Origin of the sequence: Asticcacaulis sp. EMRT-3, from assembly GCF_030027245.1 — a bacterium.
Classification (GTDB): Bacteria; Pseudomonadota; Alphaproteobacteria; order Caulobacterales; family Caulobacteraceae; genus Asticcacaulis.
This window is the reverse complement of sequence record NZ_JASERT010000001.1, coordinates 25752-52326: the sequence shown is the minus strand read 5'-3', so window position 1 is coordinate 52326 and position 26575 is coordinate 25752. Positions and strand designations below refer to the sequence as shown.

Here is a 26575-nt window from a genome sequence, read left to right as displayed (position 1 = left end):
TTTGCGCTGTGTGATCGTTCCCCCCGAAACTGCGCTATAGAAATACCACTTTATCGGGCATGGCAAGGCTGACACGCCAAAAACAACCGAAAAGACACTTTTATGTGGGCGTGTGTGACGCAATCGCCGCAAGCGTGGCCTCCCAGGCGAGCAGGGTGGAGGCGTGGCGAGCGGGATAATCCTTCACCGATTCGAGGATGTGCAGATCGGCAAATCGCTGGGGCAGATCGGCGGGCTGCCCATCCAGCAGGGCGCGCAGGGCATCGCGGCCGGCCTGAATTTCGGCCACGCTGGCGCCCACCACCTGCTGACTGAGAATGGCGGCACTGGCCTGACCTAGCGCGCAGGCCTGCACCTGTTGGGCGAAATCCGTCACCACATCGCCCTGCATATTGAGTTCGACATGGATGGTGGAGCCGCACAGCTTCGCCACACGGTCGGCCTGAGCCTGCGGCTGATCAAGGTGGCCGACATGCATAAGCTGCGTCGTGCGGCGCAGGATTTCACGCGAATAGAGTTCGTCGATCACCAGCCCACCTTACCTTTTATGGCCCCAGACCCCGCCCCAGAATTTCGTGCCGCGCCGCCAGGCCGGTTCGTGCTTGGGGAGAGGCGGCAGTTCAGGCACCAGAATATGCGGATTAACCCGTTCAGGATGGGCGGCGGTTTCGGCCTCGGCCTTGGTTTTCAACGCCTCGGCAAAGGCCGCAAAACCTTCGCGCAGATAACTGCGATAACGCTTGCCTTCGCGCTGCGACAAAAAGCCGCCAAACAGCGCCCCCACCGAAAAGGAGGTGCCGGTTTCCGACAAGATGTCCATTTCGAAATAGCGGATCAGCGTACCGGCATAGAAGCGCTTGGGCACGCTGACATGAATATGCGACAAAGGCTGGTAATCCGCCACCACGCCCTGCTGCTCCCAGGTGCCGAGGCCCGCATAATTCTCCTCCAGCCGGACGGCTGCACCAAAGGCGATCTGACCCGATGCCGCCTTGTGGATCGGGCTCCACTGCGGCCAGGATTCGATGTCGGCCAGAATGGCATAGACCTCATCGACCGGCGCGGCGATGCCGACGCGCTGTTCTACCTTGAGGCTCATGATGTCACCTTCAATCGCCAGGTGGCGCCTTCCGGCCCATCCATCACCTCGACATTGAGCGCGGTCAGGGCGGCGCGGATGCGGTCGGCCTCGGCCCAGTCCTTGGCGGCGCGCGCCTTGATACGCTGCGCGATCAGCTCATCGACCTGGGTGGCCAGGTCATCGGAGGCCCCACCCTTGAACCAGGTTTCGGGGTCTTGCTGGAGGATGCCGAGGACGCTGGCTGTTGCTATTATGGTGGCTTTCCATTTGGGTGCGACAATGCGAAAATTGGCTTCATCATCTCGTAAATTATAGTGAATTGACCGCACCAAATCACCGAATTGTGCCAATGCTGCGGGAGTATTGAGATCGTCAGAAAGAACATCAATTATACTAGAAGATGGCCCGACGTCAGGCTCCACGGCGATGTCATCCCAAGCTTGCCATGCTTTATAAATTCTATCCAATGTGGCTCGACTCTGCTCCAGCAGTTCCGGCGTCCAGTTGAGCGGCGAACGATAATGTCCACTCAGCAAGGCCCAGCGGATTACCTCGCCCGGATAGTCCTTGATCAGATCATGCACCAGCACGACATTGCCGAGGCTCTTTGACATCTTCTCGCCGGAGAAGTCGAGAAAGCCATTGTGCATCCAGTAGCGCGCGTAAGATTCCGGTTCGCCGTGACCATGCGCGGCGCACGACTGGGCGATCTCATTGGTATGGTGCGGGAAGATCAGATCCTGCCCGCCGCCATGAATATCGATCGGCAGGCCCAGCACCGCCTCGCTCATGGCCGAGCATTCGATATGCCAGCCCGGACGACCCGGTAAGCTTTTAGGGCCATCCCACACCGGCTCGCCCGGTTTTGACGGCTTCCACAGCACGAAATCGGCGGGGGCGTCTTTATTTTCGGCCACCTCGACGCGCGCCCCGGCGATCATATCATCGAGCGAACGTTTGGCCAGCTTGCCATAACGGCCCGATCCGCCATCGTAAGACGCCACGCGGAACAAAACCTCGCCGTCATCCGTCACATAGGCGGCCCCGCGCGCGATCAGCTCTTCGATCATCGCCACCATATCGGCCATATGGGCCGTGGCGCGCGGCTGATAGGTGGGCGGCAGAGCGTTCAGCGCGGCCATATCGGCATTATAGATGTCGGCGAAACGGTTGGTGATCACCGAAATATCGACCCCCTCATCCATCGCCTTTTTGTTGATCTTATCGTCCACATCGGTGATGTTGCGCGCATAGATCACATGGTCTTCGCCATAGATTTCCCGCAGCAGGCGGAACAAAACGTCGAACACCACCACCGGACGCGCATTGCCGATATGGGCGTAGTTATAAACGGTCGGCCCGCAGACATAGAGGGTGACGCGCGAGGGATCGCGGGGCTCGAAGGCGACCTTTTCGCCGCGCAATGTATCGTGGATCAGCAGTTTCATAATGTGGATAAGCAAATTCGGTTGTAATCGGAGGCCATCCTCCCATATAGACACGGCATAGCCTTTGCACCACGTAAATTCACGTTTTTCCTGATCCAATCCGCCAGGAATACGTAGTATAAGGGCCGTGTTAGCCGGGCTTTGCTGTCCTCACTGTACGACAGCGACACAAAAAGGTTTTTTGCTGCGGCCCGACGATTTGAGGGATGCCACGCGTCATTCCGGAACCCTCGTTCCGGCGCTACTCGGCCCTCAGGAGATGAAACAGTATTATGGATAGTATGGACTCCCGCCCAGCCACGTCCCTGAATGAAAACGGTCTGCTCGGCACATCGAAGCCCAAAAGTGTCACCACCTTCACCAACCGCCCGTCGCGCGAAGAGGCTATGGCCGCCGTGCGCACGCTGCTGGCCTGGGCCGGCGACGATCCGATGCGCGAAGGCCTGATCGATACGCCCAAGCGCGTCGTCGATGCCTATGGCGAATGGTTCCAGGGCTATACGGCTGATCCGAAAAAAGAGCTGTCGCGCACCTTTGAGGACGTGCAGGGCTATGACGACATGGTCATGCTGCGCGAAATCGACGTGGAAAGCCATTGCGAACACCATATGGCGCCGTTTCTCGGCAAGGCCTGGGTCGCCTATATGCCGACCAGCAAGGTGGTCGGTATTTCCAAGATCGCCCGCGTCGTCGAAATCTTCGCCAAGCGCCTGCAAACCCAGGAAACCATGACCAAGCAGATCGCCGATGCGCTCGACGAATCGCTGGCGCCGCTGGGCGTGGCCGTGCTGATCGACGCCGAACACCAGTGCATGTCAACGCGCGGCGTCCACCATAAGAATGTCACGACCGTCACGACGCGATTCACCGGCGTCTTCAAAACCGATACGGTTTTGCAGGAACGCTTCTTGCGCCTGACGCAAAAATAGGGGCTGAAATGCCCGAAAACGGCATGTGAAAGCGACGCTAACCGAGGCTGAGGCAGGAATTTTCCTCTCCGGGCCTCTTGCGTCGCCTTTTCACAACACAAGGGCTTTACATTTGTCGGCGTGTCGGTCTAAATCGCCGCAAAGGCCGTTAAAAGGCGTAGATACGCCTGCAATACGGGCTGATGTGACATATTCGCACGTGGCGCTCAAACGCCCCACGATGCATCAAGGGAGTAGTCTTTATGGGCGCAAAGCTCGGTGGCGGCGGCGGTGACAGTAAATACACCGTCAAACAGAATTCGGACATCAACGTCACGCCTTTCGTTGACGTCATGCTGGTTCTGCTGATTATCTTCATGGTGACCATCCCGGCTGCCACGGTGTCGATCAAGCTCGACCTGCCGCCGGCGCAATCTCCCCCTTCGAACGAAAAGAAGCACGATCCGGTCTTTATCTCGATCATGGGCCCGCAAGACATCTATATTGGCTCGCAAAAGACCACTATGAACAATCTGATCGGTGATGTGGCCGCCGCTCTGCGCGTCACCGACCCCAATACGCCCCTGTCGGAGCAACGTGTCCTGATCCGTGGCGACAAGGACATCGAATACGAAGACTTCGTGAAGGTGCTCAACAAGCTTCAGCAAAACGGCTACGTCAAGGTGGGCCTGATTACCGAAGACGTGGACTGATTAAACGGCTATAAACTGATCGATCAAACACCGGATGCCGCTGGCGTCCGGTGTTTTCCTTTTTGAGAACTTCATATCTTTTTTTTGAGAATACATGTCCGATTCGCCTCTTTCTGATGATGTCGACGACGGCCTGGCCGAAGACAGCGAATATCTGACGGCGGAACTGACGACCGATGACTCAGGCGAACGGCTTGATCGCGCCTTAGCGACGCATTTCGCCGATCTGTCACGCGCCCGTTTGCAGGCCCTGATCGCCGAAGGCCGCCTGAGCCTAGACGGCGAAATCCTCAGCGATGGCAAGCATAAGGCCCGCCCCGGCCTCTATACACTGACCATCCCCGCGCCGGTCAGCGCCACGCCGCAAGCGCAGGATTTGCCGATCGAGGTTTTGTTCGAGGACGAACACCTGATCGTGGTCAATAAACCCGCCGGCATGGCCGCCCACCCGGCCCCCGGCACGCCCGACGGCACACTGGTCAATGCCCTGCTGTTTCATTGTGGCGATTCGCTGTCCGGCATCGGCGGCGTGGTGCGCCCCGGTATCGTTCACCGTCTCGATAAAGACACATCCGGTATTCTGGTGGCGGCCAAGACCGACATCGCCCACCGCGCCTTAAGCGAGTTGTTTGCCCGCCACGACATCGACCGTGAATATCGCGCCATCGTGCGTGGCGCACCGCGTCATGTGTCGGGCACCGTCACCACCCGGATCGGCCGTTCGCACCATGACCGCAAGAAGATGGCGGTCTTGCGCGGCGGTGGCCGTGAGGCGACCACGCATTTTCAGGTCGATGAGGTGTTTGGCGATACGCGCCCGCTGGCCGCCCTGCTGACCTGCCGCCTGGAGACGGGGCGCACCCACCAGATTCGCGTCCATATGGCGCACCTCGGCTGCCCCTGCCTCGGCGATCCGGTCTATGGCTCCGGCGCGCCGCACCGCGATGTGCAGGCCCTGCTGAGCGAACTCGATTTTTCGCGTCAGGCCCTGCACGCCGCCCTACTCGGCTTCGTGCATCCGGTTACCGGCCAGAAGTTGCGTTTCAAAGCCCCCCTGCCCGATGATATGGCGGCACTGGTCGAGGGTCTTGCTGATCTTTATGAGGTCTGAAGCATCATGTGTTCTATATTGTGATAAAACAATATGGCAAGGACAGACATGCTTGTTAAAAAAGAATGGCCGTCGCCACCTCTGCGGTGTTTGAGCTACTAAAATATACGAATTGTGCAGCGCACTCACCCCAATGTGATGCGTCTGTGACCACCTTCATGGTATTTTAGCGCTGAAATTCGACGAATTTCATACCGGGGGTCTTTTTTTCGTCAGGCGCGTACCTAAATCAAAGCGCAGTTGTCGGGCATGACAGCCTGTGAAACCTCTGTGCTCCCCCTCACAGACAAGGAACCGGTTGCATGTCCGACACCTTCTCTCATGAGTCTTCCGACCCTGCCGTCGATTCGACCGATGCCGCGTCTGAAGATTCCCGCCCCGAAAGTGAATTGCCGATGAGCACCTCCGTCGCCCTCTCCTCGAACTTTGGCACCGCGACGACCGGTAATGCAGGCACGGTACCGGTCATGACCCCCGATGGCGGCCTCAACCGCTATCTGTCGGAAATCCGCAAATTCCCGATGCTGGCCAAGGATGAGGAATTCATGTTGGCCAAGCGCTGGGCCGAGCATCAGGATCCGAAAGCCGCGCACCGTCTGGTCACGTCGCACCTGCGTCTCGTGGCCAAGATCGCTATGGGCTATCGCGGCTATGGCCTGCCGGTCGGCGAGGTCATTTCCGAAGGCAATGTCGGTTTGATGCAGGCGGTCAAGAAGTTCGATCCCGACCGGGGCTTCCGCCTGGCCACCTACGCCATGTGGTGGATCAAGGCCTCGATCCAGGAATATGTGCTGCGCTCGTGGTCGCTGGTGAAAATGGGCACCACCGCCGCCCAGAAGAAGCTGTTCTTCAACCTGCGCAAGGTGAAGTCGGAAATCTCGGCCCTCGAAGAAGGTGATCTGCGCCATGATCAGGTCGAGCAGATCGCCACCAAGCTGGGCGTTTCGGAAACCGACGTCATCAATATGAACCGCCGCATGTCGTCCGCCGATTCGTCGTTGAACGCGCCTTTGCGCGCCGCCGAAGGCGATTCGGAATGGCAGGACTGGCTGGTCGATGACAAGCAGCAAAGCCAGGAAACCGTCCTGGCCGACAGTCAGGAATACGACCAGCGCATGGATCTGTTGCAAGCGGCGATGGGCGAACTGAATGAGCGCGAGAAGGAAATCCTGACCCAGCGCCGCCTTCAGGACAACCCGACCACGCTGGAAGACCTGGCCGAACGCTTCGGCGTGTCGCGTGAACGCGTGCGCCAGATCGAGGTGCGCGCCTTTGAAAAGCTGCAAAAGGCGATGATCGCCGCCAACCGCGAGGCGACCCCGGCTTAGGGCGTTTCCCCAAAAAGTGGATCCACTTTTGGGCACAGGACGCATAGATCAATGATCATAACCAAGATTTGGAACTTGGGCTGCGCTCTAAAAAAGCGCAGTTTTTTTCGTTTTCGCACCAGAGCGGTTTGCATTCTGATTGAATTGGTCAAAGGCATGCAAACCGCTCTCCATTTTACGTTTTCCCGCATCTCGCCTTCAATTTGTAAGTCAAATGAAACGCTCGTTGCTCTGGAGCGGTTTGCATTCTGATTGAATCGGTCAAAGGCATGCAACCCACTCTATATTTTACGTTTTCCCGCATCTCGCCTTCAATTTGTAAGTCAAATGAAACGCTCGTTGCTCTGGAGCGGTTTGCATTCTGATTGAATCGGTCAAAGGCATGCAACCCACTCTACATTTTACGTTTTTCCGCATCTCGCCTTCAATTTGTAAGTCAAATGAAACGCTCGTTGCTCTGGAGGTTGTATGCCGCTGGAGGCGATGGTCAAAAAACGAAATATTTTCTTTTTCTGTGAAATATTATTGCGTACGGTAGCGCTACCATAAGAGTTTTTCGCTATTATTGCCGTCTGTTGAAATTTTATAGCGCCTACTCGCCGTAAAGTCGTGACATTACAATTAGATGACGCTTGTAAGCCTGAAAGCCGGTAATGGGCTCCCGTCTGGTTTTCGTGGTCATCGCCACTATATTTCTATTTCATCTTCCAGTTAAGCGTAGCGTACGGCCTGAACCCGTCGTGTGTGTAGTTCAGCGCCGATAGTCAGGCTCTGTAAAGAGTTGGTTTCAACTGCATGTCCAAAAAGAAAATGATAGCGAATTCATATCCGAACGCGGCCTCCCGCCTTTATGCTTTGGCCGTGGCCCGTGATACTGCCAATCTCGTTGATGCCGATGCCGCCCTGGCATTGGCGCGCGCCTCCACCCGCACCCTGATGGCCCTGTCGCCGCAGGCCGCTCAACTCATGCGCAGCTTTGCGCAGGAAGAGATTGACCGCCTGTCGATGGATTGCACCGAAGAGGCGCAAGGCTCGATCGCCCTGATCAAGGACGCCTTATCACTGGCCTAAGCCTGTCTTCAGCCCTCTTGCGTGGTATCGACCGTTTCGGCGGCGGGGCCGTTTTTCTTGACCGACTCGATGGCGTTTTTCGCCGAGGCCCGGGAGCTATAGCCCTCGGTCCAGAAGATGGTTTCGCCATTATAGACAAAATAGGCGACGAATTCGCCAGCCTTGTTCTTTCTGATTTCGAACTTGTGGGCCATCTGTCACGCTCCTGCAAGGTGAGGTGGTAGTCTGTGGCCTGCACCTTAAGTTGTCAAGCCGCCTGATCAGCGCGCCTGCTTCAGGCCAAGATACCATATCAGGCTTAGAAAAGCCCCCTTGACGAAGGGCAGGGCCACCAGGGTCAGCAGGCCCAGAGCCACGACCAGAACCGGCACCACGAATTGCAGGGGATAGTGCCAGACGAACGGAAACAGAAAGGTGGGGGCGATGACCAGATGGCCCACCAGAATCATGGTGACATAGGCCGGGCCGTCATCCGTGGGGTAAAGGCTCAAGGGAGTCTGGCACACCGGGCAGGTATCGACAACGGTCAGATAGCCTTTGAAGGCCGAAGCTTCGCCGCAACACGGGCATTTGCGCCGGATGCCGCGCCCCAGCACCTTACCAAGCGTGATGCCTTTTCTGGCCATGAAGCTTCCTGTATGTCTTTTCTGTACGTTGAAGATGACGTGTCCGTCACCGATTTGCCATGCGGCGTCCTGACGCAGTTAAGATGAGAAAGGTTCGTAAATTCTGCAAGGCGTAAAAATAACTTGCAAAATCATATAAACATATCTTTATATGATTATATGGCGAACGCATCCCTGCCCAAGACCAGCTTTCCAACCCTGCTCGAAGCCCTCAAGGCGGCGGGTGAGGCCACGCGCCTGCGTTTGCTGCGCCTGCTGGCGCATGAGGAATTGTCGGTCATGGAACTGGTTTTGATCCTCGGACAAAGCCAGCCGCGCATATCGCGCCACCTCAAGCTGATGAATGAAGCCGGTCTGATCGAGCGCTTTCCCGACGGGGCCTGGGTGTTTTACCGTCTTTCGGCCTCCCCGGCAATCCGCCCTCTGGTTGACGCTATCCTTGACCGGCTGGATAAGTCGATGGCTGAGGATCTCGACCATCTCGAAACCGTGCGGCGCACGCGGCGCAACTCAGCCGAAGGCTATTTCGAGACGATCGCCCCCAAGTGGGACGAGATCCGCAGCCATTATATTTCCGAGGATGATGTCGAAAAGGCGATCCTGCATACATTGGGCGATGCGCCTTGTCAGGCGCTGATCGATCTGGGCACGGGTTCGGGCCGTATGCTGACCCTGCTGGGCGGGCGGGCGAAAACCGCCACCGGGGTCGATCTGTCGCAGCACATGCTCAATATCGCCCGCGCCAAAACCTTCGAGGCGGGCTTAAGCCATATCGATCTGCGTCACGGCGATATTTACGACACGCGCCTGCCGGGGCAATCGGCCGATCTGGTCATCGTCCATCAGGTGCTGCACTTCCTGGCCGATCCGGGCCGCGCCATTCTGGAGGCCGGACGGCTGCTGCGGCCCGGCGGGCGGCTGCTGATCGCCGATTTCGCGCACCATACGCTCGAAATCATGCGCGAACAGTATCAGCACCGCCGCCTAGGTATGCTCGACGAAGACATGCAGGCCTGGCTGAAACAGGCCGGACTGACGCCCGGTGTTTCCGTGGGTCTGCCGCCCAGAACACAGGGCGGCCTGACCGTCAAAATCTGGCTGGCGCACAAGCCCGCCTGACACTCACCGTATTTTTTTCGAGACTGATGATGAGCCCAAGCCTCAATCCCAAGCTGACCAAGGCCATATCCGAACTGGCCCCCATTGCCCGTTCGCTGGCCGAGGGCGCGCAAAACCTGAAAGTATCGTTCGAGTTTTTTCCGCCGAAGACGGAAGAGATGGAAACGATCCTGTGGGAATCGATCCGTCGCTTAGCGCCGCTGAAGCCCGATTTCGTGTCGGTGACCTATGGGGCGGGCGGTTCGACGCGCGAACGCACCCACCGCACGGTCAAGCGCATCCTTGATGAAACCGATCTTAAGCCCGCCGCCCACCTGACCTGCGTGGAGGCGTCGCGCGAAGAGGTCGATGAGGTGATCCGCGGCTACTGGGACGCAGGCGTGCGCCATATTGTGGCCCTGCGCGGTGATCCGCCTTCGGGTTTCGGCGACTATACGCCGCGCCATGATGCTTACCAGAACGCCACCGAACTGACCGCCGCGATTCGGCGCATCGCCGATTTCGAGGTCAGTGTCGGGGTCTATCCTGAAAAGCACCCGCAATCGCCGTCCAAGGCCTTCGATCTCGACGTGCTGCGTCAGAAGGTCGATGCCGGAGCGACGCGCGGCATCAGCCAGTTGTTTTTCGAACCCGCCACCTTTTTGCGTTACCGTGACGCCGTGGCTGACGCCGGAATCAAGATCGACCTGACGCCGGGCATCATGCCGGTCAGCAATTTCAAAGGTCTGCGCCGTATGGCCGCCGCCTGCGCCGCCCACATCCCCGACTGGCTGGAAAACCTGTTCGACGGGCTGGACGATGACGCCGAAACGCGCAAACTGCTGGCCTCGGCGGTGGCGGTTGAGCTATGTCTTGGCCTTGAGCGCGAGGGCGTCGAGGATTTCCATTTCTATACGTTGAACCGCGCCGATCTGGTCTTTGCCATTTGCCGGATACTAGGGCTGAAGGTGGCCTCAGCGTGATTATCTCAAGTAAGCCCCCCCACCACCACTTCGCCCTTGGCTCGTGGTCCCCCTCCCCAACAAGTTGGGGAGGTAGATTTTTCTTGAATCTCCCCGGCTATGCCGGAGAAGGGGATCGTACGAACCGCGAAGCGGTGAGATGTGGTGGTGGGGGGGCTGGCTTTCTTTATGCAGGAATACAATCATGAACCGCACAGACCGCATCGCAGCCCTGAAAGCCGCCGCCAAAGAGCGCGTGCTGATCCTGGATGGCTCCTGGGGCGTGATGATCCAGCGCCGCGAGCTGGAGGAGGCCGATTTTCGTGGCGAGCGCTTTAAGGATCACCAGAGCCAGCTCAAGGGCAATAACGATATATTGTGCCTGACGCGACCCGACATCATCGCCGACCTGCATGATCAATATTACGCCGCCGGCGCCGATATTTCCGAAACCAACACCTTTTCGGCCACGACCATCGCCCAGGACGACTATCATCTCGACCTGCAAGCGGTGATCGACATCAACCGCGAGGGTGCAAAAATCGCCCGTCAGGTGGCCGATGAATGGACGCAGAAAGAGCCGCATAAGCCGCGCTTTGTGGCCGGCTCGATCGGGCCGCTCAACAAGATGCTGTCCATGTCGTCGGACGTTAATGATCCCGGCGCGCGGCTGGTCACGTTTGATCAGGTCTATCAGGCCTACCGCGAACAGGTGGCGGCGCTGTATGAGGGCGGGGTCGATCTCTATCTGATCGAAACCATCACCGACACGCTGAATTGCAAGGCGGCGATCAAGGCGATTCTCGATCTCGAAGACGCCACACTGGAAAAGACTCCGCAAGATAAGCTGCCGATCTGGATTTCGGGCACGATCACCGACCGTTCGGGACGCACTTTGTCGGGCCAGACCGCCGAGGCCTTCTGGAACAGTGTGCGCCACGCCAAGCCTTTCGCTATTGGCTTTAACTGCGCGCTGGGGGCCGATCTGATGCGTCCGCATATTGCCGATCTGGCGCGTGTCGCCGATTGTCTGGTGGCCGCCTATCCCAATGCCGGACTGCCCAATGCGATGGGCCAGTATGACGAACAACCACACGAAACCGCCCACGAACTGCACGAATGGGCGAAGGACGGCATCGTCAATATCCTCGGCGGCTGTTGCGGCACCACGCCCGATCACATAAAGCATGTGGCCGACGAGGTGCGTGGCATTACGCCGCGCGCCATTCCCGAACGCCCCAAGGCCCTGCGCCTGTCCGGGCTGGAACCTTTTGAACTGATCTGAGCCGTGATGAAGACGACGATCCTTTTCGGCGGCAATGGCCGCGAGCGTCTGGTGGCCGTGGCCACCACCCAGGCCCTGACCGAAGCCCTGCCGGACGCCGAGCTGTGGTTCTGGGACGCCGATGACCGCGTCTATGCAGCGTCGCGCGAGGCGGTGCTGGGCCATGAGCGGCCGTTTGAGGTGGCTTTCCGGGCTGATGGGGCGTTGCTCGGCCCCCTGCCTCAGGCGCTTGACCGGGCGGCGGCGGAGGATCGCGTTCTGGTGCTGGGCCTGCATGGCGGCGCGCCCGAAAACGGCGAGTTTCAGGTCTTGTGTGAGCAGCGGGGCATCCCGTTTACCGGCTCCGGCTCGGCGGCCTCGCACCTCGCTTTTGACAAGACCGCCGCCAAGCGCTTTGCCGGTCTGGCCGGGGTGGGATCGCCCGCCACGCTGACGCTCGATGAAGCCGATGAGGCGCTGACCCATTATGGCAAGCTGGTGGCCAAGCCGACTCAGGAAGGTTCGAGCTACGGTCTGATGTTTGTGCAATCGGCGCAGGATCTGGTGGCGGTGCGTCGGGCGGCCCTGCGCGAAGCCTATGTGATCGAGCCGTTTATCAGCGGGCATGAATCGACGTGCGGCGTGCTGGAACAGGCCGATGGCGCGCTGATCGCCCTGCCGCCGGTCGAGATCATCACCGCGTCGGGCAGCTTTGATTATGAGAGCAAATATCTGGCGGGCAGCACGCAGGAAATCTGCCCGGCGCGGTTTGCGCCTGAAATCAATGTTGATTTGCAGCGTCTGGCCATCCTCGCGCACAAGGCCCTGTCGTGCCGTGGCTATTCGCGCTCCGATTTCATCATCGGCCAGAACGGGCCGGTCTATCTGGAAACCAACACCCTGCCGGGGCTGACCCGCGCCTCGCTCTATCCGAAGTCGCTCAAGGCGCAGGGCATTGATTTTGTCGATTTCCTGCATGGGCAGATCGAACTGGCTATTAAGAGGACGGTGCTTTGACTCCTGTTTTTATCAATATCGGCGAACGCACCAATGTCACCGGCTCGGCCAAGTTCAAGAAACTGATCGTCGAGGGCGATTACACGGCGGCTCTGGCCGTGGCGCGCCAGCAGGTCGAGGCCGGGGCGCAGGTGATCGACGTCAATATGGACGAAGGCCTGCTCGATTCGGCCGTGGCCATGCGCACCTTCCTCAATCTGATGGCCGCCGAACCTGATATTGCCCGCGTGCCGGTGATGATTGACTCCTCGAAATGGGAGGTGATCGAAGCCGGTCTGAAATGCGTGCAGGGCAAGGCCATCGTCAATTCGATCTCGATGAAGGAAGGGCTTGATAAGTTTAAGGAACAGGCCCGCGCCTGTATGCGCTATGGCGCAGCCGTGGTGGTGATGGCCTTTGACGAGATCGGTCAGGCCGATACGGCGGCGCGCAAGATCGAAATCTGCACCAAGGCCTATCGCGTGCTGGTCGATGAGGTCGGTTTTCCGCCGGAAGATATTATCTTCGATCCCAATATCTTTGCGGTCGCCACCGGCATCGACGAGCATAATAATTACGCTGTCGATTTCATCGAGGCCGTCAAGGTCATCAAGGCCAATTTGCCCTATGCGCGCATTTCGGGCGGCGTGTCGAACGTGTCCTTCTCGTTCCGTGGCAATGAACCGGTGCGCCGCGCCATCCACAGCGTTTTTCTCTACTATGCCATCCAGGCGGGCATGGATATGGGCATCGTCAATGCCGGTGACCTGCCGGTCTATGACGACATCAACCCCGAACTGCGTCAGGCGGTCGAGGATGTGATCCTCAATCGCCAGCAGCGCCATAATATTACCAATACCGAATATCTGGTGGAGATCGCCCCGAAATACAAAGGCGAAAAGGGTGTGGCGCCGGTGGTCAATCTGGCCTGGCGCGAAGGCACGGTGGAAGAGCGCCTGTCGCACGCCCTGGTGCATGGCATTACGGAATTTATCGACGCCGATACCGAGGAGGCGCGGTTGGCTGCTGAGCGGCCTTTGCACGTCATTGAAGGGCCGTTGATGGCCGGGATGAATGTGGTTGGTGACCTGTTCGGTTCGGGCAAGATGTTCCTGCCGCAGGTGGTCAAATCGGCCCGCGTGATGAAGCAGTCCGTGGCCTGGCTGATGCCGTTCATGGAGGCCGAAAAGGCCCTGCATGTGGCTGGTGGCGGCACCTATCAGGCGGCGGGCAAGATCCTGATGGCGACGGTGAAGGGCGATGTCCACGACATCGGCAAGAATATCGTCGGCGTCGTGCTGCAATGTAACAATTACGAAGTGATCGACCTCGGCGTCATGGTGCCTGCCGACCGGATTCTGGCTGAGGCGAAGGCGCACAAGGTCGATATGATCGGGCTGTCCGGCCTGATCACGCCGTCGCTCGACGAGATGGTGTTCGTGGCGCGTGAGATGCAGCGTCAGGGCTTCGATATTCCGCTGCTGATCGGCGGGGCCACCACCTCGAAAACCCATACGGCGGTCAAGATCGAGCCGGGCTACCACAATAATCAGGTGGTCTATGTGCTCGATGCTTCGCGCGCCGTCGGCGTGGTGTCGAACCTGCTCAGCGACACGGAAAGCGCGGATTTCAAGGCCCAGACCAAGGCCGATTATGTGCGGGTGCGCGAAGCCTATGGCAAGGGCAACTCCCAGCCGCGCTCATCGCTTATCGAGGCGCGCGCCAATCGCTTCAGGATCGACTGGCAGGCCGAGCCGCCGGTCAAGCCGTCGTTTCTGGGCCTGAAGACCTTCTCGCCCTATGATCTGCACGATCTGGCCGACTATATCGACTGGACGCCGTTCTTCTCGACCTGGGAACTGGCGGGCAAATATCCGGCCATTCTGGATGATGAGATCGTCGGCGAGGCGGCGCGCGAGCTTTTCAAAGACGCGCAAGATATGCTGAAGCAGATCATCGACGAAAAATGGTACACGGCGTCCGGCGTGGTCGGTTTCTGGCCCGCCAATGCCACGGATGACGACGATATTGAGGTCTATGGCGACGAGGAACGCGGCGAACCGATCGCCGTGTTGCACAGCCTGCGTCAGCAGATGAAGAAGCCGCGCGCCGATCAGAGCAATGCGGCTCTGTCCGATTTCATCGCACCATATGGCACGCCCGACTGGATCGGCGGTTTCGCCGTCACGGCGGGCCACGGCCAGATGGAGATGGCGCAAAAATTCAAGGCGGCGGGCGATGATTATAACGCCATCCTCGCCACGGCCCTGGCTGACCGGCTGGCCGAAGCCTTCGCCGAGGCCCTGCATGTAAGGGTGCGGCGCGAACTGTGGGGCTATGCGCCCGACGAAACCTTAGCCGTCGAAGATCTGATCGGTGAAAAATATCGCGGCATCCGGCCCGCGCCCGGCTATCCGGCCCAGCCCGACCATACGGAAAAATGGACCCTGTTCGATCTGCTCGATGCGCCGGCCCGCACCGGTATGGAACTGACGGAATCGCTGGCCATGACGCCTGCGGCCTCGGTTTCGGGCCTCTATTTCGCCCATCCGAAGGCCCATTATTTCGGCGTCGGCAAGATCGAAAAGGATCAGGTAGCCGACTATGCCCGCCGCAAGGGCTGGCAGGTTGATGAAGCCGAGCGCTGGCTGTCACCGATCCTCAACTACGTGCCGGACTGACGAAAAATCACTTTTAATCGGATTGACGAAACCTGATTAAGAGCGGACACTGATGTAAGTTTCCGTTCGAGATCCGTTATGCAGACCCGTACCGTTACCGCCCATATACCAATTGAGCTGGCCGAAGCTGTCGATGCCGCTGCCGAACGGCTGGAGCGACCGCGCGGCTGGATTATCAAACAGGCCCTGCAATCCTGGATCAGCCTCGAAGACAGGCATCATCAGATGACGTTGGAGGCCTTGAAAGAGGTCGATGAGGGCCAGTTTGTCGAACAGGGTGTGATTGATGCCTGGATTGACGGGCTCGACTAATGGCGGTGCGTCTGCGCTGGCTGTCGGTTTCGCAGCGTGATCTCCTGCGTCTCCATGCCTTCCTGAAAGCGGTCAATCCTGATGCCGCCAAACGTATCGTGAAGATGCTGGATGCCGCCATCAAGACCTTGCCCGAATATCCGCAAAAAGGCCTCAGGCTTGATGACTATGCGCCGCGTGAGGTGCGCTCACTTGTCATTGGCGATTATGAGGTGCGTTATGAAATCGCCGCGGATGAACTGATTATTCTGCGCATCTGGCATATGCGGGAGGATCGTTAGGCTTAAGTGGCCTTACTTACCCGGCTTGTCCGTCCAGCCGAGGCGATAGGCCAGGCCTTCCGACCATTTGCGTTTGTCGTCGCGCGGGGCGGCGCTGGAACTTGAGCTGCTGGAAGCGGCGGGCGCGGGCGTCATTTTCGGCAAGGCGTCGGCCAGATCGACCTGGCGGCCCAGTGTATTGGCGGACAGTGGCGCATTGGGATCGGCGGGCGCGGCTGAGGCAGTCAGAACAGGCTTCGGCTTTTCGTCGAGATCATGCGGCCCGCCCGAATTCATCACTTTTTCGATGGCGTCGGCTTCCTCGTCCGTGGCCATTTCGGCGAACAGATTGGGGTGACCCGACAGGCGCACGGCGGCCTTTTCGCATTCGCCGGGAAGCTGCCAGTTGATATAGAGGCCGGCGGCCTCCTTCAGCGGGGCCTTGCGCGCGGCGGCCCACTGATTATAGCCGAACTGGCGCGCATCCTCGGCCACCTTGTGTTCGGCGGTCGATTTTCCCTTGCCCGACAGGGTGAGCGCGGCCTCATAGGCGCGCAGGTACGATTCGCCGATCAGTTGCAACTGGTCGTCGGTGGGCAGTACTGGATTGATGAGATCGGCCAGTTCCATATCGCCCGACAAAACACCATGACACCAGGCCACCAGCGCGAAATCGCCCTTGGGCGCGTCGGCCAGGGTCGGCATATGCAGGCTGCCATCGGCATTGCGGCCATTGCCCGTACCCTGGTTGGCGGCGGCTTCGGGGGCCTTCTGAACCTGGCCCTGCGCCCTGGAGGCCTGTTTGGGCGCGACCGGTTTGGCATGGGTGATTTTCGCACCCGCCGACGCGGCGGACAGGGCGAGTATGGAGACGGCCAAACTGGACACAGCAAGGCTGGCCAGAATTTTGCTGTGAACCGGTTTCAGTAAGCGCAAGGAGGAACTCCAGATCGTGCCATGTGGGAATAGATTCACGGTCTATACAGCAACTAAGGCATAAAATCGCCCGGTTCGCCGCTTTTTTGCTGCCTTTTTCGTACAGCTTGCGAAACTTAGGCGCACATTCCAGCGTAAAACAGGTTATAGGGTGTGCTTCAAGGATCGTCCGCATGTTGTTTTGGAAAAATCTGGCCCGGCTGGCGGCGCGTCAATTCGACCCGGCCGAGTGCACCGAATGCCCGAAGGGGCCGCCGGGGGCCGACCCGGCCTTCGCCACCGCCGTCACCGCGCTCGGTGCCAAGCTGGCTATGGCCGACGGTCTGGCGCATGAGGTCGAGCAAACCGCTTTTCTGCACGTTTTTCAGCCTGATGAGACGGCGCAGCGCGATGTCATGCGCCTGTATGATCTGGCGCGCCAGACGACGCACGGCTTTGAATCCTATGCCCGCCGTCTGGCGAAAAAATACGCGACCTGCCCGCAAATCCTCGAAGACGTGCTGGAAGGCCTGTTTCATATCGCCGTTTCGGACGGTCATCTCAGCGATGCCGAGGAAACCTATCTCGAAACCGTGGCCGATCTGTTCGGCTTTACACGCGCCACCTATCGCCGCATCCGCGCTGGCTATGCGCCGCCCGCCGAGGACGATCCCTATGACGTGCTGGGCCTGACCGCCGCGGCCAGTGACGACGAGATCCGCCTTGCCCGCCGCGCCCGCCTGACCGAGTTTCACCCCGACCGCATCCGCGCCCGTGGCCTGCCCGCCGATTTCGAACCGCTCTATACGCAGCGCACATCACGCATCAATCAGGCTTATGACCAGATTGTGAAGGAAAGACAACTTCTGGCCTCATAGGGGCAAGTCTCTGGTAAGGTTCGCTTTTTATGCACGCGCCCTGTTTTTTGGGTTAAAAATGTCTTAATTTATGCCTATTGCTGCGGGTGCGAGGTTGACGCCGGTCATATTCGTGCCAATCTGTAATGCAGATGATGTGTTTTCGTCTTTAGCGTTGGCATCTTGTGAAGGTTTTCACGGTTAGAATGCCGAACGACCGAGGTTTATGCGTATGACCAAAAGTGACACTCCCTTCGTCACCTTCACCAGGGCGACTTTTTCCGGCCAATACCGTCCGTGGGGCAATATGCGCCAGCGGAATCTGGTGTCGCGCGTGCTATATGGCATGGCCATGACGGCGCTTGGCCTCGCGGCCCTGGCGGCATCGGTGCTGCTGGTGATCTTCGCCGCCTCGGTGGCTGTGGCCGGTGCTGTGGGCCTCGGCCTGATGGGGCTGATGGCCTTTGTGTCGCGCAAGCCGGTTCGCGTGACGGTGCGCGGTCGTCACAAGACGGATAATGGCAAGGGCGTCTATGTGGCGCGCAAGACCGGTTCCACCTGGCAGGTGTACTGAAACCTCTGGCAAAAACGCGCCTGAGGTCTTACATCTGAGGCCATGAGCCTGCCCCCCAACTCCCCCCCGATTTCCGGCGACTATAGCTCGCCCAATTTCAACATGCGCAAGGGCCCGCCTTCGATGGTGGTGCTGCACTATACCGGCATGGCCACGGGCGCCGAGGCTATGGCGCGTCTGTGCGATGCGCAGGCCCAGGTTTCAGCCCATTATGTTGTTGAGGAAGATGGCCGCATCTTCCGGCTGGTGGCCGAGGAACGCCGCGCCTGGCACGCTGGCCTGTCTTACTGGAAAGGCGAAACCGACATCAATGACGCCGCAATCGGCATTGAGATCGTCAATCCCGGCCATGAATTCGGTTATCGTGATTTTCCTGCCGTCCAGATCGACGCGGTGATCGGCCTGCTCGATGGAATCCGCGCCCGCTGGGATATTGCCGATCATCGCATTCTGGCCCATTCCGATGTGGCACCCGACCGCAAGACCGATCCCGGCGAACGCTTCCCGTGGGAGGTGCTGGCGCGGCATGGGCATGGCCTGTGGGTTACACCCGATATGCCACCCGAAGGGGTGATGGGGCCGCCTCTGGGTCTGGGCGAAGGCGGGTTGGGGGTTTTTTCGCTTCAGGCGGCTTTAGGCAAGCTCGGTTACAATCTCCTGCCCGGCGGGCCTTATGACGAGGCGACCGCCACCATCGTCACCGCTTTTCAGCGCCACTGGCTGCCCGATCAGATCGGTACGGCGCTGGAAGGCCGCGCCGATGCGCGCCTGCGCGTCACCCTGATGGCGCTGCTGCGCCACATTACGCTTTTGGAGGTTTGATATGGATACTCATGAACCAAGGGATAGGCGGGGGCAGAGGATCATTTTATCACTGGCCGGCCTGTGGGGGCTGGCGGGCGTGATCATGCTGGCGGCGGGCTCGCATCCGCCGCGCACCGGCATACTGGCCACGGGTGGCATGTTCCTGCTGTTTCACGCTGCTGTGGTGATCGGGCTGATCGGCTCACCTCTCGTAGCTGGCTGGCGGCGTTCGCTGCCGATTGCGCTGATGCTGCTCGGATCGGGCCTGTTCGCGTTTGAGATCGGGCTGCACGCTATGCTTGGCGTGTCACCACTGGCGCTGCTGGCGCCGATTGGCGGCGGCATCACCGTCCTGGGCTGGCTGGCCCTGGCGATCACGCCGTTGCTGCGCGACGGCGACGCTTGATTTCAGCGGCGATTGCGCGCAAAAGGACGGCGGATCAGACGACCGGGTGATCGCGGGCTGCCTTGGCAGCCTGAGGAAAGTCCGGGCTCCACGGTAATATGGCGGCGGGTAACACCCGCCGGGGGCGACCCCAGGGATAGCGCCACAGAGAACAGACCGCCGCGTTCCGGCGCGGCAAGGGTGAAACGGTGCGGTAAGAGCGCACCGCGTTTCCGGCAACGGCAAACGGCATGGCAAGCCCCGTCAGGAGCAAGACCAAATAGGAACGGCGCGCCTCCAGTCATGGAGGCAGGGCATTACCGCCCCAGACCGTTCGGGTAGGTTGCGTGAGCTTTCCAGCAATGGACGGCCAAGAGGAATGATCACCAGAGCGGGCGGGCTTTCGGGCACGCCCGCCGAACAGAACCCGGCTTACAGGTCGTCTGATCCACCATTCTTTACAGCCGCGTGCCCGTCCACAGGGCACGGCCGATGATCGCCACATGGCTGAGAAGCGCGCCTTCAAAGCGTTCGGGCGGATAGACCGGATTGTCCGAAATCATCTCGATTCCGCCGATGCCGACCGGGCGCAGCCGCTTGATGCGCAGGTCATCGCCGATGCGCAAGGCAAACACGCCTTCGCGCAGGCGGCGATCCTGACGGTCGATCAGCACATGCGCGCCGTCGGTGATCAGTGGCGCCATGCTGTCGCCTTCGGCGCGCACCATGATCAGGCCGTCGGTCGTATCGCGGCTGATCTGACGCATCAGGTGATCGTCGAGCGTCATCTGGGCGCTGTACAGTTTCAGGTCGTTGCGTTCGCCGGGCAGAGCGTGGCTGGCGTCGAGAATTGGCACGCTGCGGGCCGCATCAGGCACGCCGGCGCGCCCCAGCATCAGATAGGGCACCGACACGTCGAGCGCCTCGGCCAGAGCAATGGCGGTGATCGCCGAGGGCAGGATTCGACCTTTCGAATACTCATTGATCTTGGACGCGCCCTCACCGGTGAGGCGGCTCAGTTCGGCCTGCGACAAGCCTTTTGAGCGCAACAATAGATTGAATCGAATTGAAAATTGCTCCTTTAAGGAGAAATTTTCTTGACCGGAATCGCTTTTGTGATCATTATCCATAATTACGAATGATCCATTCGTAATTATGGCTTTCCTCATAGTATAATGCGTACAAACCCTTGACCGGCATGGCCTTCCCGCGCCGGTGATGCGGCAGTGCGGCCAGATGCCGCGCGGTCGCATTTCGAAATTGTGGAACAGAAAGGTGGTGCATCCATGCAGGATACCTCCATTATTATGGATTCGCACGGTCAAAGTGCAATATCGCATCGCGGCGGCCGCAGGCTGAGCGATGCTCAGATCGATGAGGTCGTAGCTTTACGTGAGGCGGGCTGGACGATGACGGCCATCGCCGCGCGCTTTGGCGTCAAGAAAAGCCTGATCGAATGGCATTGCCTGCGCCTGGGGGCTGAGCCGCCCGACAGGCTTTATGCCCTGCGCCGCGTGCCCGAACAGCCGAGCGCCTATGTTCGCGCCGGGCGGTTGGTGCGGCTCTATACGCGGACGGAAGATGAGCGCCTGCTGGCCCTGGCCTGCGCCGGGCAGTCGCAAAGCCGCATTGCTCAGGCGCTTCGGCGCAGCGTTAATTCGGTCACCGGGCGGCTGATGATCCTGGCGCGCCGCGAAGCGCGGGCCGAGCGGCAGGCCTGAAGGGGGGCGCAAGTCATGAGCCTTCGCCTTTACTTATCCACAGTGGGTTAGACTGGGATTTGTTCTGCCTGCGTTCTGCGTCTTTCAGGAAACACCTTTTAAAACCCGGCCCAATTCTCGCCTCAGAGTCATTTAGAGTCATTGCATCCCACTTAATCCCATGTTAACCGTAACCGGTCCGAGTAATCTGGCCGGAGGGGCCGGTTGCGCGTTCGGATGGGTGTTAAGACAGGGAGCGGGCCTGAAAGGCGCGACATTGGGCGGTGTTTCTCTCCAGTCACGAGAAGCCATTGGATGCGAAGCGGCGACTTCTGGTGCCGCAGGATTTCCGCGCGGCCGCCCTGACTGCGCATGACGGCGTGGAGCCTTTCGAGGGGCTCTATTGTTTCGCGGCGATTGATGCCGCCTGTATCGAATGCGGTGGCGCGGCGTTTTTCGCCGGTTACCGCGATGTCATTAACGAATATCCGAAATTTTCGCCGACCCGCAAAGCCCTGGAGCATCGCTTCTATGCCGCCATGCAGCGCCTCAGCTTCGATACGGCGGGGCGCATCACCCTGCCGGAAGCGCTGTGTGAACGCTTCGGTCTGAGCGGCAATGTGCTGATTGCGGGGTTGGGTGAGTCCTTCCAGATATGGAATCCGGACGCTTACAAAACCTTCGAGGCCGAACAGGCGGCCCTGGTCGGAGCGGCCTTCGCCAGACGGGAGGATCTGTTCTGATGAATCAGCCCCCTGCCCACCTGTCCGTCATGTTGCCCGAAGTTCTGGCCTCGCTTGGCCCGCTTGAAGGCAGGCTGGTGGTGGACGGCACTTTCGGAGCCGGTGGCTATTCGCGCGCCTTTCTGGAAGCCGGCGCCGAGGTGGTGGCTTTTGACCGTGATGCGCGTGTGCAGCCCTATGTCGAAGCCCTGCGGCGCGATTTTCCCGATCGCTTTCGCTGGATCAATCGCCGCTTCTCGGAAATGAGCGAGGGGCTGGCCGAACTGGGCATTTCTCATTGCGACGCCATCGTGCTCGATATTGGCGTGTCGAGTATGCAGCTTGATGAGGCGGAGCGTGGCTTTTCCTTCATGCGCGACGGGCCGCTCGATATGCGCATGAGCATGGATGGGCGCAGCGCCGCCGATATTGTCAATCTCGAAGACAAGGATGAGATCGCGCGCATGATCTGGCTGTATGGTGAGGAGCGCAAGTCACGCGGCATTGCCGCCGCCATTGTGCGCCGCCGCGAAGAACGTCCGTTCGAACAGACGCTCGACCTGGCCGAGGTCGTGGAAAAGGCGCTGGGCGGCCGTCGCGGCGCGCCCGTTCACCCGGCCACGCGCACGTTTCAGGGCCTGCGCATTGCGGTCAATGATGAGTTGGGTGAGTTGGAACAGGCGTTAAACTCGGCGGCTAATTTATTGAATCCGCAGGGTGTTCTTACGGTTGTTACCTTTCATTCGCTCGAAGACCGTATCGTCAAAACCTTCTTCAATGCGCAAGGCGGTCGCCTGCCGCAGGGCTCGCGTCACACGCCGCAGACGGTACGCACGGTCGTCCCCCTGTATGAACTGATCACACCGAAGGCCGTGCAGGCCTCGGCGGCGGAGGCGGCGGCCAATCCGCGCGCCCGTTCGGCCAAGCTGCGCGCGGCAAGGCGTACCGCCGCGCCATCCGAACCCTCATCACCTCCTGCCAGCGCGTCACGCAGAAAGGCTCGCACATGAACGGGCTCATGCGCATTTTTGAACAGCGGATCCGCGGGTTTCGCCTGATCGAACTGGTCGGGGTGGCCCTGCTTCTGGTTATGTTCTTCTGGGTCTTCATGTCGAAGGTGCGCGAAGGCGACGATATTCGCCGCCTCAATGATCTGGATGATCAGATCAGCGCCCAGCAGGCGGCGGTCAATGCGCTGAGAATCAATGTGGCGCAGCTCGAACGCCCGCAACGGCTTGAAGATCTGGCGGTCACCTATCTGGGCATGAAGCCGGTGGCACCCAGTCATGAAACCGATCTCAACGCGATCAGTCAGATTTCGCAGACCACATCCAGGCCCGCCCCTGTCTATGCCACGCCGCCCGCCCCACCGGCCACAGCGCCCGCCGCCGATATGACCCTGGACGGCAATCGCGCCCTGCCGATCAGCGATGACGGGAGCCAAGACGGGAGCCAAGACGGGGCCAAAGACGGGGCCAAAGATGGGGCCAGACCATGAGCCTGTCGCTGTTTGAATCCACTCAGTCCGGTTTTCAATGGGTCGCCGACCGCGTCTGGAAGGTGGAACATGCGTTCGAACGCGCCAATGCCACCGGCGCCAAGGCGCGCAGCGCCCGGATGCGCATCTTTATTCTGCTGGTCGGGCTGGTGGTCGGCTTTGTCTGTCTGGCCGGTTTCGCCACACGCGGCGCGCTGTCCGGCGATAAGAGCCGAGGCCCTTCCCTGACCGTCGAACCCAATGCCCGCGCCCAGCTTGTTGACCGCAACGGACGGCTTCTGGCCACCGATGTCGATGATTATAATCTGTTCGTCAATCCGGGCAACATGACCGCGCAGGATCGCGGTCTGGTCGAGGCGGCGCTGACCCGGCTGTTCCCCGATGTGAACCATGATCAGATCGCCCGTATTTTTCGCGGTCGCAGCCGGATGCTGCTGACCAGCAATATTCAGGAAGATGATCGCCAGCGCATATTGAGCTATGGCCTGCCGGGTGTCAGCTTCGAAGCGCATCGCGTGCGCAATTATCCGCTCGGCTCAACCGGTTCGGCCTATATCGGCATGACCATGCGCGGCGGCGGCGGCATGTCGGGCGCGGAAAAAGCGCTGAACAGCCAGATCAGCGCCCAGGCTGTGCGTGACCAGCCCGTGACCCTGGCTATGGATCTGCGCGTGCAGGGCGCTCTGGAAAACGAACTGCGCGCCGGTGGCGTCGATCAGCGCGCCCTGTCCGGCGTCGGTATCGTCACCAATGTACGCACCGGTGAAATTCTGGCCCTGGCGAGCTGGCCCGATTTCGATCTCAACCGCCCGGCCGCCTTCAGCGACCAGCAGCGCCGCAACCATGCCTCGGTTGATCGTTTCGAGGTCGGTTCGATCTTCAAGGTGATCTCGATCGGCGTCGGCCTCGATACGGGCGTGGCCACGATGAACTCGGTCTATGATGCACGCCAGCCGCTTGTGATCGGCACGCGCAAGATTCACGACGACCACATGTCCACCACACTGATGACGCTGGAAGACGTGTTCATCCATTCGTCGAATATCGGCACATCGAAGATCGCCCTGGCGGTGGGTGCCGCGCGGATGACGCAATATTACAAGGCCCTCGGCCTTTTCCATGCCGCCGACAGTGAGTTCGTCGAGCCCGCGCCGCCGATCCTGCCGCGCCGCTGGACGGATAATGATCTGGCGTCGAGCGCCTTTGGTCAGGCGATGGCGGTGACGCCGCTGTCTTATGTCGAGGCCGCCGACGCTGTGCTCAATGGCGGTTATCTGCGCCCGCTCACCATCCATAAATATGACGGCACCTCGCCGCTGGGCGGTACGCGCGTCTTTTCGCCCACGACCACGCGCACCATGCTCGATCTGATGCGCGACAATGTGGTCAAGGGCAGCGGCACGCGCGCCAATGTGCCGGGGCTTCGCGTCGGCGGCAAGACGGGTACGGCGCAAAAGCCGGTCAATGGCCGCTATACATCGGATGATATTTCGTCCTTCGCCGCCGTCTTCCCGACCGACGGGCCTGTGGACAGCGACCGATATATGGTGCTGATCCTGTACGACTCACCGCAAGGTTCGCCCAATTCGAACGGATCGAGGCTGGCCGCCTATGTGGCAGCACCCGTGGCCGGACATGTGATTGAACGGATCGCCCCGTTTCTGGGTGTGAACCGCGTCGAGGACAAGTTCAGCGATCCGCTTTGGGACAAGGCCCCTGTTCGGGTCGAGGATACGACCGGAGCCAACGAGTGATGAGCGCCCAACGCCTCTCCGAAATCCTGCGCCGTGACCTGGATCGTGATCCGGTGGTGACGGGCGTGACGGCAGACAGCCGCAAGGTGGCGCAAGGCACGCTGTTCTGCGCGCTGCCGGGCAGTCAGCGCGATGGCCGCGATTTCATTCCGCAGGCGATCCGGCAGGGGGCAGCGGCGATCCTGGCGCCCGATGGCCCGGCGGGTCTGGAAAGCGGTGAATCGGTGGTGGTGCAGGTATCGGATGTGCGCCGCGCCTATGCCCTGGCGGCCAGAGCCTTTTACGGCGTGCAGCCGAAAGTGTGCGTGGCGGTGACCGGCACCAATGGCAAGACAAGCGTGGCCACCTTCTGCCGCCAGATTTTCGCAAAGCTTGGCCATGCCAGCGCCAGCATGGGCACGCTTGGGCTGGTGCGGCAAAATGCCGATGGTGCGGAAATCGCCATCACCGCGCCGGGCCTGACCACGCCGGACGCGGCCGATGTAGCGCGCCATCTGGCCGAACTGGCGCGGGACGGCGTCACCCATGTGGCGCTGGAGGCCTCATCGCACGGCATTGATCAGCGCAGGCTCGATGGTGTTTCGCTTGCTGCGGCCGGTTTTACCAACCTGACGCAGGATCATCTCGATTATCACGCGACGATGGACGCCTATCGCGCCGTAAAGCTGCGCCTGTTTGAACATCTGTTGCCACGCGGCAAAACCGCCGTTCTCAATGCCGATTCCGACAGTTATAACGCCTTTTCCGCCATGTCGGTTCTGTCAGGCCTGAGCATCATGAGCGTCGGCGAGCGCGGGCGCGGCCTGATGCTGACCGGGCGCGACCTGACGGTGGATGGCCAGATCCTCTATCTCGAACATCAGGGCCGCAAGCATGAGGTCAAGCTGCCCCTGGCCGGTCTGTTTCAGGCATCGAACGCGCTGGTGGCGGCGGGATTAGCCATTGCGGCGGGCGAAGACCCGACAGCGGTGATCGCGGCTCTGGCCACGCTGAAGGGGGCGCGCGGACGGCTGGAGCGCGCCGGAACGCGGTCGAACGGCGCGGAAATCTATGTCGATTACGCCCATACGCCCGATGGGCTCGAAACCGTACTGAAGGCGCTGCGCCCGCATACGCGCGGCCAACTGGTATGTGTGTTCGGTTGCGGTGGTGACCGTGATCGCGGCAAGCGACCCTTGATGGGCGCCATTGCGGCGAAACTGGCCGACCGCGCCATCGTGACCGACGATAATCCGCGCAGCGAAGAGCCGGGCTCCATCCGCGCCGAGGTGCTGGCCGGCATGGATAAGAATGCCATCGAAATCGGTGACCGCAAGGCGGCGATTTTCGAGGCAATCAGCGGCCTGAAAACCGGTGATGTGCTGGTGGTGGCGGGCAAGGGCCACGAACAGGGCCAGATGATCGGCACCAAAACCCTGCCATTCGATGATGTCGGCGTGGTGCGGGCGGCGCTGGCCGCGATGTAAAACGGCGCTTGCCTAAAAACCGGAGTCAGGTTCAATAAAGC

29 protein-coding genes and 1 other RNA gene are annotated in these 26575 nt (G+C 60.1%); 23 read left to right on the top strand and 7 right to left on the bottom strand.

The window, feature by feature from the left end; all coding sequences use genetic code 11:
• Positions 1-100 precede the first annotated feature (100 nt).
• From QB905_RS00275 to cysS, 3 genes are read right to left on the bottom strand one after another with little or no spacing between them, the layout of a single operon-like run.
• Complete coding sequence (locus tag QB905_RS00275; RefSeq protein ID WP_282972575.1) at positions 101-529, bottom strand: iron-sulfur cluster assembly scaffold protein; 429 nt, start codon at positions 527-529, stop codon at positions 101-103.
• Between the two features lie 9 nt (positions 530-538).
• A complete protein-coding gene (locus QB905_RS00270; protein ID WP_282972574.1) occupies positions 539-1099 on the bottom strand; it encodes an SRPBCC domain-containing protein in 561 nt (186 codons plus the stop codon).
• Positions 1096-2529 carry a cysteine--tRNA ligase gene (gene cysS / locus QB905_RS00265; RefSeq protein WP_282972573.1) on the bottom strand — a complete coding sequence of 478 codons (1434 nt, stop codon included), beginning with the start codon at positions 2527-2529 and terminating at the stop codon, positions 1096-1098. The genes QB905_RS00270 and cysS overlap by 4 nt, the downstream gene beginning before the upstream one ends.
• Before the next feature lie 281 nt (positions 2530-2810).
• Between cysS and folE the strand changes: the two genes are divergently transcribed.
• From folE to QB905_RS00240, 5 genes are all read left to right on the top strand, one after another.
• A complete protein-coding gene (gene folE, locus QB905_RS00260; RefSeq protein WP_461781755.1) occupies positions 2811-3458 on the top strand; it encodes a GTP cyclohydrolase I FolE in 648 nt (215 codons plus the stop codon).
• 242 nt (positions 3459-3700) lie between these two features.
• Positions 3701-4150: a biopolymer transporter ExbD gene (locus QB905_RS00255; protein WP_282972571.1), complete on the top strand. Its 450-nt coding sequence runs from the start codon at positions 3701-3703 to the stop codon at positions 4148-4150.
• Positions 4151-4244: 94 nt separating this feature from the next.
• Positions 4245-5261, top strand: a complete 1017-nt coding sequence (locus tag QB905_RS00250) for an RluA family pseudouridine synthase (RefSeq protein ID WP_282972570.1) — start codon at positions 4245-4247, stop codon at positions 5259-5261.
• 395 nt (positions 5262-5656) lie between these two features.
• On the top strand, positions 5657-6589 hold the full coding sequence (gene rpoH, locus QB905_RS00245) for an RNA polymerase sigma factor RpoH (RefSeq protein ID WP_282975535.1): 933 nt from the start codon (positions 5657-5659) through the stop codon (positions 6587-6589).
• 861 nt (positions 6590-7450) lie between these two features.
• On the top strand, positions 7451-7660 hold the full coding sequence (locus QB905_RS00240) for a hypothetical protein (protein WP_282972569.1): 210 nt from the start codon (positions 7451-7453) through the stop codon (positions 7658-7660).
• Positions 7661-7668: 8 nt separating this feature from the next.
• Here QB905_RS00240 and QB905_RS00235 read toward each other — a convergent pair whose 3' ends face one another.
• Together QB905_RS00235 and QB905_RS00230 are read right to left on the bottom strand one after the other, a co-directional pair.
• Complete coding sequence (locus tag QB905_RS00235; RefSeq protein ID WP_282972568.1) at positions 7669-7854, bottom strand: YegP family protein; 186 nt, start codon at positions 7852-7854, stop codon at positions 7669-7671.
• A gap of 66 nt (positions 7855-7920) precedes the next feature.
• Complete coding sequence (locus tag QB905_RS00230) at positions 7921-8286, bottom strand: DUF983 domain-containing protein (protein ID WP_282972567.1); 366 nt, start codon at positions 8284-8286, stop codon at positions 7921-7923.
• A gap of 159 nt (positions 8287-8445) precedes the next feature.
• Here QB905_RS00230 and QB905_RS00225 point away from each other — a divergent pair, with 159 nt between their 5' ends.
• The 7 genes from QB905_RS00225 to QB905_RS00195 all read left to right on the top strand — a co-directional run bounded on the left by QB905_RS00225 (position 8446) and on the right by QB905_RS00195 (position 15880).
• Positions 8446-9405 carry an ArsR/SmtB family transcription factor gene (locus QB905_RS00225; protein WP_282972566.1) on the top strand — a complete coding sequence of 320 codons (960 nt, stop codon included), beginning with the start codon at positions 8446-8448 and terminating at the stop codon, positions 9403-9405.
• Between the two features lie 29 nt (positions 9406-9434).
• The gene (gene metF, locus QB905_RS00220; protein ID WP_282972565.1) at positions 9435-10367 is read left to right on the top strand and encodes a methylenetetrahydrofolate reductase [NAD(P)H]; all 933 of its coding nucleotides are present in this window, start codon (positions 9435-9437) and stop codon (positions 10365-10367) included.
• Between the two features lie 184 nt (positions 10368-10551).
• Positions 10552-11631, top strand: a complete 1080-nt coding sequence (locus tag QB905_RS00215) for a homocysteine S-methyltransferase family protein (protein ID WP_282972564.1) — start codon at positions 10552-10554, stop codon at positions 11629-11631.
• 6 nt (positions 11632-11637) lie between these two features.
• Positions 11638-12627, top strand: a complete 990-nt coding sequence (locus tag QB905_RS00210) for a D-alanine--D-alanine ligase family protein (RefSeq protein WP_282972563.1) — start codon at positions 11638-11640, stop codon at positions 12625-12627.
• Entirely contained in the window at positions 12624-15287 is a 2664-nt protein-coding gene (gene metH, locus QB905_RS00205; protein WP_282972561.1) for a methionine synthase, read from the top strand. Before QB905_RS00210 ends, metH begins: the two co-directional genes overlap by 4 nt.
• A gap of 78 nt (positions 15288-15365) precedes the next feature.
• Entirely contained in the window at positions 15366-15599 is a 234-nt protein-coding gene (locus QB905_RS00200) for a CopG family ribbon-helix-helix protein (RefSeq protein ID WP_282972560.1), read from the top strand.
• Positions 15599-15880: a type II toxin-antitoxin system RelE/ParE family toxin gene (locus QB905_RS00195; RefSeq protein WP_282972558.1), complete on the top strand. Its 282-nt coding sequence runs from the start codon at positions 15599-15601 to the stop codon at positions 15878-15880. Before QB905_RS00200 ends, QB905_RS00195 begins: the two co-directional genes overlap by 1 nt.
• A 12-nt stretch (positions 15881-15892) precedes the next feature.
• Here the strand turns inward: QB905_RS00195 and QB905_RS00190 are convergent, their stop codons facing one another.
• Positions 15893-16795 carry a hypothetical protein gene (locus QB905_RS00190; RefSeq protein WP_282972557.1) on the bottom strand — a complete coding sequence of 301 codons (903 nt, stop codon included), beginning with the start codon at positions 16793-16795 and terminating at the stop codon, positions 15893-15895.
• 173 nt (positions 16796-16968) lie between these two features.
• Between QB905_RS00190 and QB905_RS00185 the strand changes: the two genes are divergently transcribed.
• The 5 genes from QB905_RS00185 (at position 16969) to rnpB (ending at position 19845) form a co-directional block, all read left to right on the top strand.
• Positions 16969-17652, top strand: coding sequence for a TerB family tellurite resistance protein (locus QB905_RS00185; protein WP_282972556.1), 684 nt, complete (start codon positions 16969-16971; stop codon positions 17650-17652).
• A 211-nt stretch (positions 17653-17863) separates the two neighbouring features.
• The gene (locus QB905_RS00180) at positions 17864-18205 is read left to right on the top strand and encodes a hypothetical protein (protein ID WP_282972555.1); all 342 of its coding nucleotides are present in this window, start codon (positions 17864-17866) and stop codon (positions 18203-18205) included.
• Between the two features lie 42 nt (positions 18206-18247).
• Positions 18248-19027 carry an N-acetylmuramoyl-L-alanine amidase gene (locus tag QB905_RS00175; protein ID WP_282972554.1) on the top strand — a complete coding sequence of 260 codons (780 nt, stop codon included), beginning with the start codon at positions 18248-18250 and terminating at the stop codon, positions 19025-19027.
• A gap of 1 nt (position 19028) precedes the next feature.
• Entirely contained in the window at positions 19029-19415 is a 387-nt protein-coding gene (locus QB905_RS00170) for a DUF423 domain-containing protein (RefSeq protein WP_282972553.1), read from the top strand.
• 34 nt (positions 19416-19449) lie between these two features.
• Positions 19450-19845: RNase P RNA component class A (gene rnpB, locus QB905_RS00165), an RNA gene on the top strand.
• A 7-nt stretch (positions 19846-19852) separates the two neighbouring features.
• Here the strand turns inward: rnpB and QB905_RS00160 are convergent.
• The gene (locus QB905_RS00160; RefSeq protein WP_282972552.1) at positions 19853-20428 is read right to left on the bottom strand and encodes a S24 family peptidase; all 576 of its coding nucleotides are present in this window, start codon (positions 20426-20428) and stop codon (positions 19853-19855) included.
• 252 nt (positions 20429-20680) lie between these two features.
• Here QB905_RS00160 and QB905_RS00155 point away from each other — a divergent pair, with 252 nt between their 5' ends.
• The 6 genes from QB905_RS00155 to QB905_RS00130 all read left to right on the top strand — a co-directional run bounded on the left by QB905_RS00155 (position 20681) and on the right by QB905_RS00130 (position 26534).
• Positions 20681-21115: a hypothetical protein gene (locus tag QB905_RS00155; protein ID WP_282972551.1), complete on the top strand. Its 435-nt coding sequence runs from the start codon at positions 20681-20683 to the stop codon at positions 21113-21115.
• Positions 21116-21378: 263 nt separating this feature from the next.
• Positions 21379-21837 carry a division/cell wall cluster transcriptional repressor MraZ gene (locus tag QB905_RS00150; RefSeq protein ID WP_282972550.1) on the top strand — a complete coding sequence of 153 codons (459 nt, stop codon included), beginning with the start codon at positions 21379-21381 and terminating at the stop codon, positions 21835-21837.
• Positions 21837-22826 carry a 16S rRNA (cytosine(1402)-N(4))-methyltransferase RsmH gene (rsmH, locus tag QB905_RS00145; RefSeq protein ID WP_282972549.1) on the top strand — a complete coding sequence of 330 codons (990 nt, stop codon included), beginning with the start codon at positions 21837-21839 and terminating at the stop codon, positions 22824-22826. The genes QB905_RS00150 and rsmH overlap by 1 nt, the downstream gene beginning before the upstream one ends.
• 8 nt (positions 22827-22834) lie before the next feature.
• Positions 22835-23314: a cell division protein FtsL gene (gene ftsL, locus QB905_RS00140; RefSeq protein WP_282972548.1), complete on the top strand. Its 480-nt coding sequence runs from the start codon at positions 22835-22837 to the stop codon at positions 23312-23314.
• The gene (locus tag QB905_RS00135) at positions 23311-25068 is read left to right on the top strand and encodes a peptidoglycan D,D-transpeptidase FtsI family protein (RefSeq protein ID WP_282972547.1); all 1758 of its coding nucleotides are present in this window, start codon (positions 23311-23313) and stop codon (positions 25066-25068) included. Before ftsL ends, QB905_RS00135 begins: the two co-directional genes overlap by 4 nt.
• On the top strand, positions 25068-26534 hold the full coding sequence (locus tag QB905_RS00130) for a UDP-N-acetylmuramoyl-L-alanyl-D-glutamate--2,6-diaminopimelate ligase (RefSeq protein ID WP_282972546.1): 1467 nt from the start codon (positions 25068-25070) through the stop codon (positions 26532-26534). Before QB905_RS00135 ends, QB905_RS00130 begins: the two co-directional genes overlap by 1 nt.
• Positions 26535-26575 lie beyond the last annotated feature (41 nt).

Excerpts from the sequence above, each read along its gene's own strand:
- QB905_RS00270 (WP_282972574.1), bottom strand. The coding sequence starts at position 1,099 with ATGAGCCTCAAGGTAGAACAGCGCGTCGGCATCGCCGCGCCGGTCGAT.
- cysS (WP_282972573.1), bottom strand. The coding sequence starts at position 2,529 with ATGAAACTGCTGATCCACGATACATTGCGCGGCGAAAAGGTCGCCTTC.
- folE (WP_461781755.1), top strand. The coding sequence starts at position 2,811 with ATGGACTCCCGCCCAGCCACGTCCCTGAATGAAAACGGTCTGCTCGGC.
- QB905_RS00255 (WP_282972571.1), top strand. The coding sequence starts at position 3,701 with ATGGGCGCAAAGCTCGGTGGCGGCGGCGGTGACAGTAAATACACCGTC.
- QB905_RS00250 (WP_282972570.1), top strand. The coding sequence starts at position 4,245 with ATGTCCGATTCGCCTCTTTCTGATGATGTCGACGACGGCCTGGCCGAA.
- rpoH (WP_282975535.1), top strand. The coding sequence starts at position 5,657 with ATGAGCACCTCCGTCGCCCTCTCCTCGAACTTTGGCACCGCGACGACC.
- QB905_RS00235 (WP_282972568.1), bottom strand. The coding sequence starts at position 7,854 with ATGGCCCACAAGTTCGAAATCAGAAAGAACAAGGCTGGCGAATTCGTC.
- QB905_RS00230 (WP_282972567.1), bottom strand. The coding sequence starts at position 8,286 with ATGGCCAGAAAAGGCATCACGCTTGGTAAGGTGCTGGGGCGCGGCATC.
- QB905_RS00225 (WP_282972566.1), top strand. The coding sequence starts at position 8,446 with ATGGCGAACGCATCCCTGCCCAAGACCAGCTTTCCAACCCTGCTCGAA.
- metF (WP_282972565.1), top strand. The coding sequence starts at position 9,435 with ATGAGCCCAAGCCTCAATCCCAAGCTGACCAAGGCCATATCCGAACTG.
- QB905_RS00215 (WP_282972564.1), top strand. The coding sequence starts at position 10,552 with ATGAACCGCACAGACCGCATCGCAGCCCTGAAAGCCGCCGCCAAAGAG.
- QB905_RS00210 (WP_282972563.1), top strand. The coding sequence starts at position 11,638 with ATGAAGACGACGATCCTTTTCGGCGGCAATGGCCGCGAGCGTCTGGTG.
- QB905_RS00200 (WP_282972560.1), top strand. The coding sequence starts at position 15,366 with ATGCAGACCCGTACCGTTACCGCCCATATACCAATTGAGCTGGCCGAA.
- QB905_RS00195 (WP_282972558.1), top strand. The coding sequence starts at position 15,599 with ATGGCGGTGCGTCTGCGCTGGCTGTCGGTTTCGCAGCGTGATCTCCTG.
- QB905_RS00185 (WP_282972556.1), top strand. The coding sequence starts at position 16,969 with ATGTTGTTTTGGAAAAATCTGGCCCGGCTGGCGGCGCGTCAATTCGAC.
- QB905_RS00180 (WP_282972555.1), top strand. The coding sequence starts at position 17,864 with ATGACCAAAAGTGACACTCCCTTCGTCACCTTCACCAGGGCGACTTTT.
- QB905_RS00175 (WP_282972554.1), top strand. The coding sequence starts at position 18,248 with ATGAGCCTGCCCCCCAACTCCCCCCCGATTTCCGGCGACTATAGCTCG.
- QB905_RS00170 (WP_282972553.1), top strand. The coding sequence starts at position 19,029 with ATGGATACTCATGAACCAAGGGATAGGCGGGGGCAGAGGATCATTTTA.
- QB905_RS00155 (WP_282972551.1), top strand. The coding sequence starts at position 20,681 with ATGCAGGATACCTCCATTATTATGGATTCGCACGGTCAAAGTGCAATA.
- rsmH (WP_282972549.1), top strand. The coding sequence starts at position 21,837 with ATGAATCAGCCCCCTGCCCACCTGTCCGTCATGTTGCCCGAAGTTCTG.
- ftsL (WP_282972548.1), top strand. The coding sequence starts at position 22,835 with ATGCGCATTTTTGAACAGCGGATCCGCGGGTTTCGCCTGATCGAACTG.
- QB905_RS00135 (WP_282972547.1), top strand. The coding sequence starts at position 23,311 with ATGAGCCTGTCGCTGTTTGAATCCACTCAGTCCGGTTTTCAATGGGTC.
- QB905_RS00130 (WP_282972546.1), top strand. The coding sequence starts at position 25,068 with ATGAGCGCCCAACGCCTCTCCGAAATCCTGCGCCGTGACCTGGATCGT.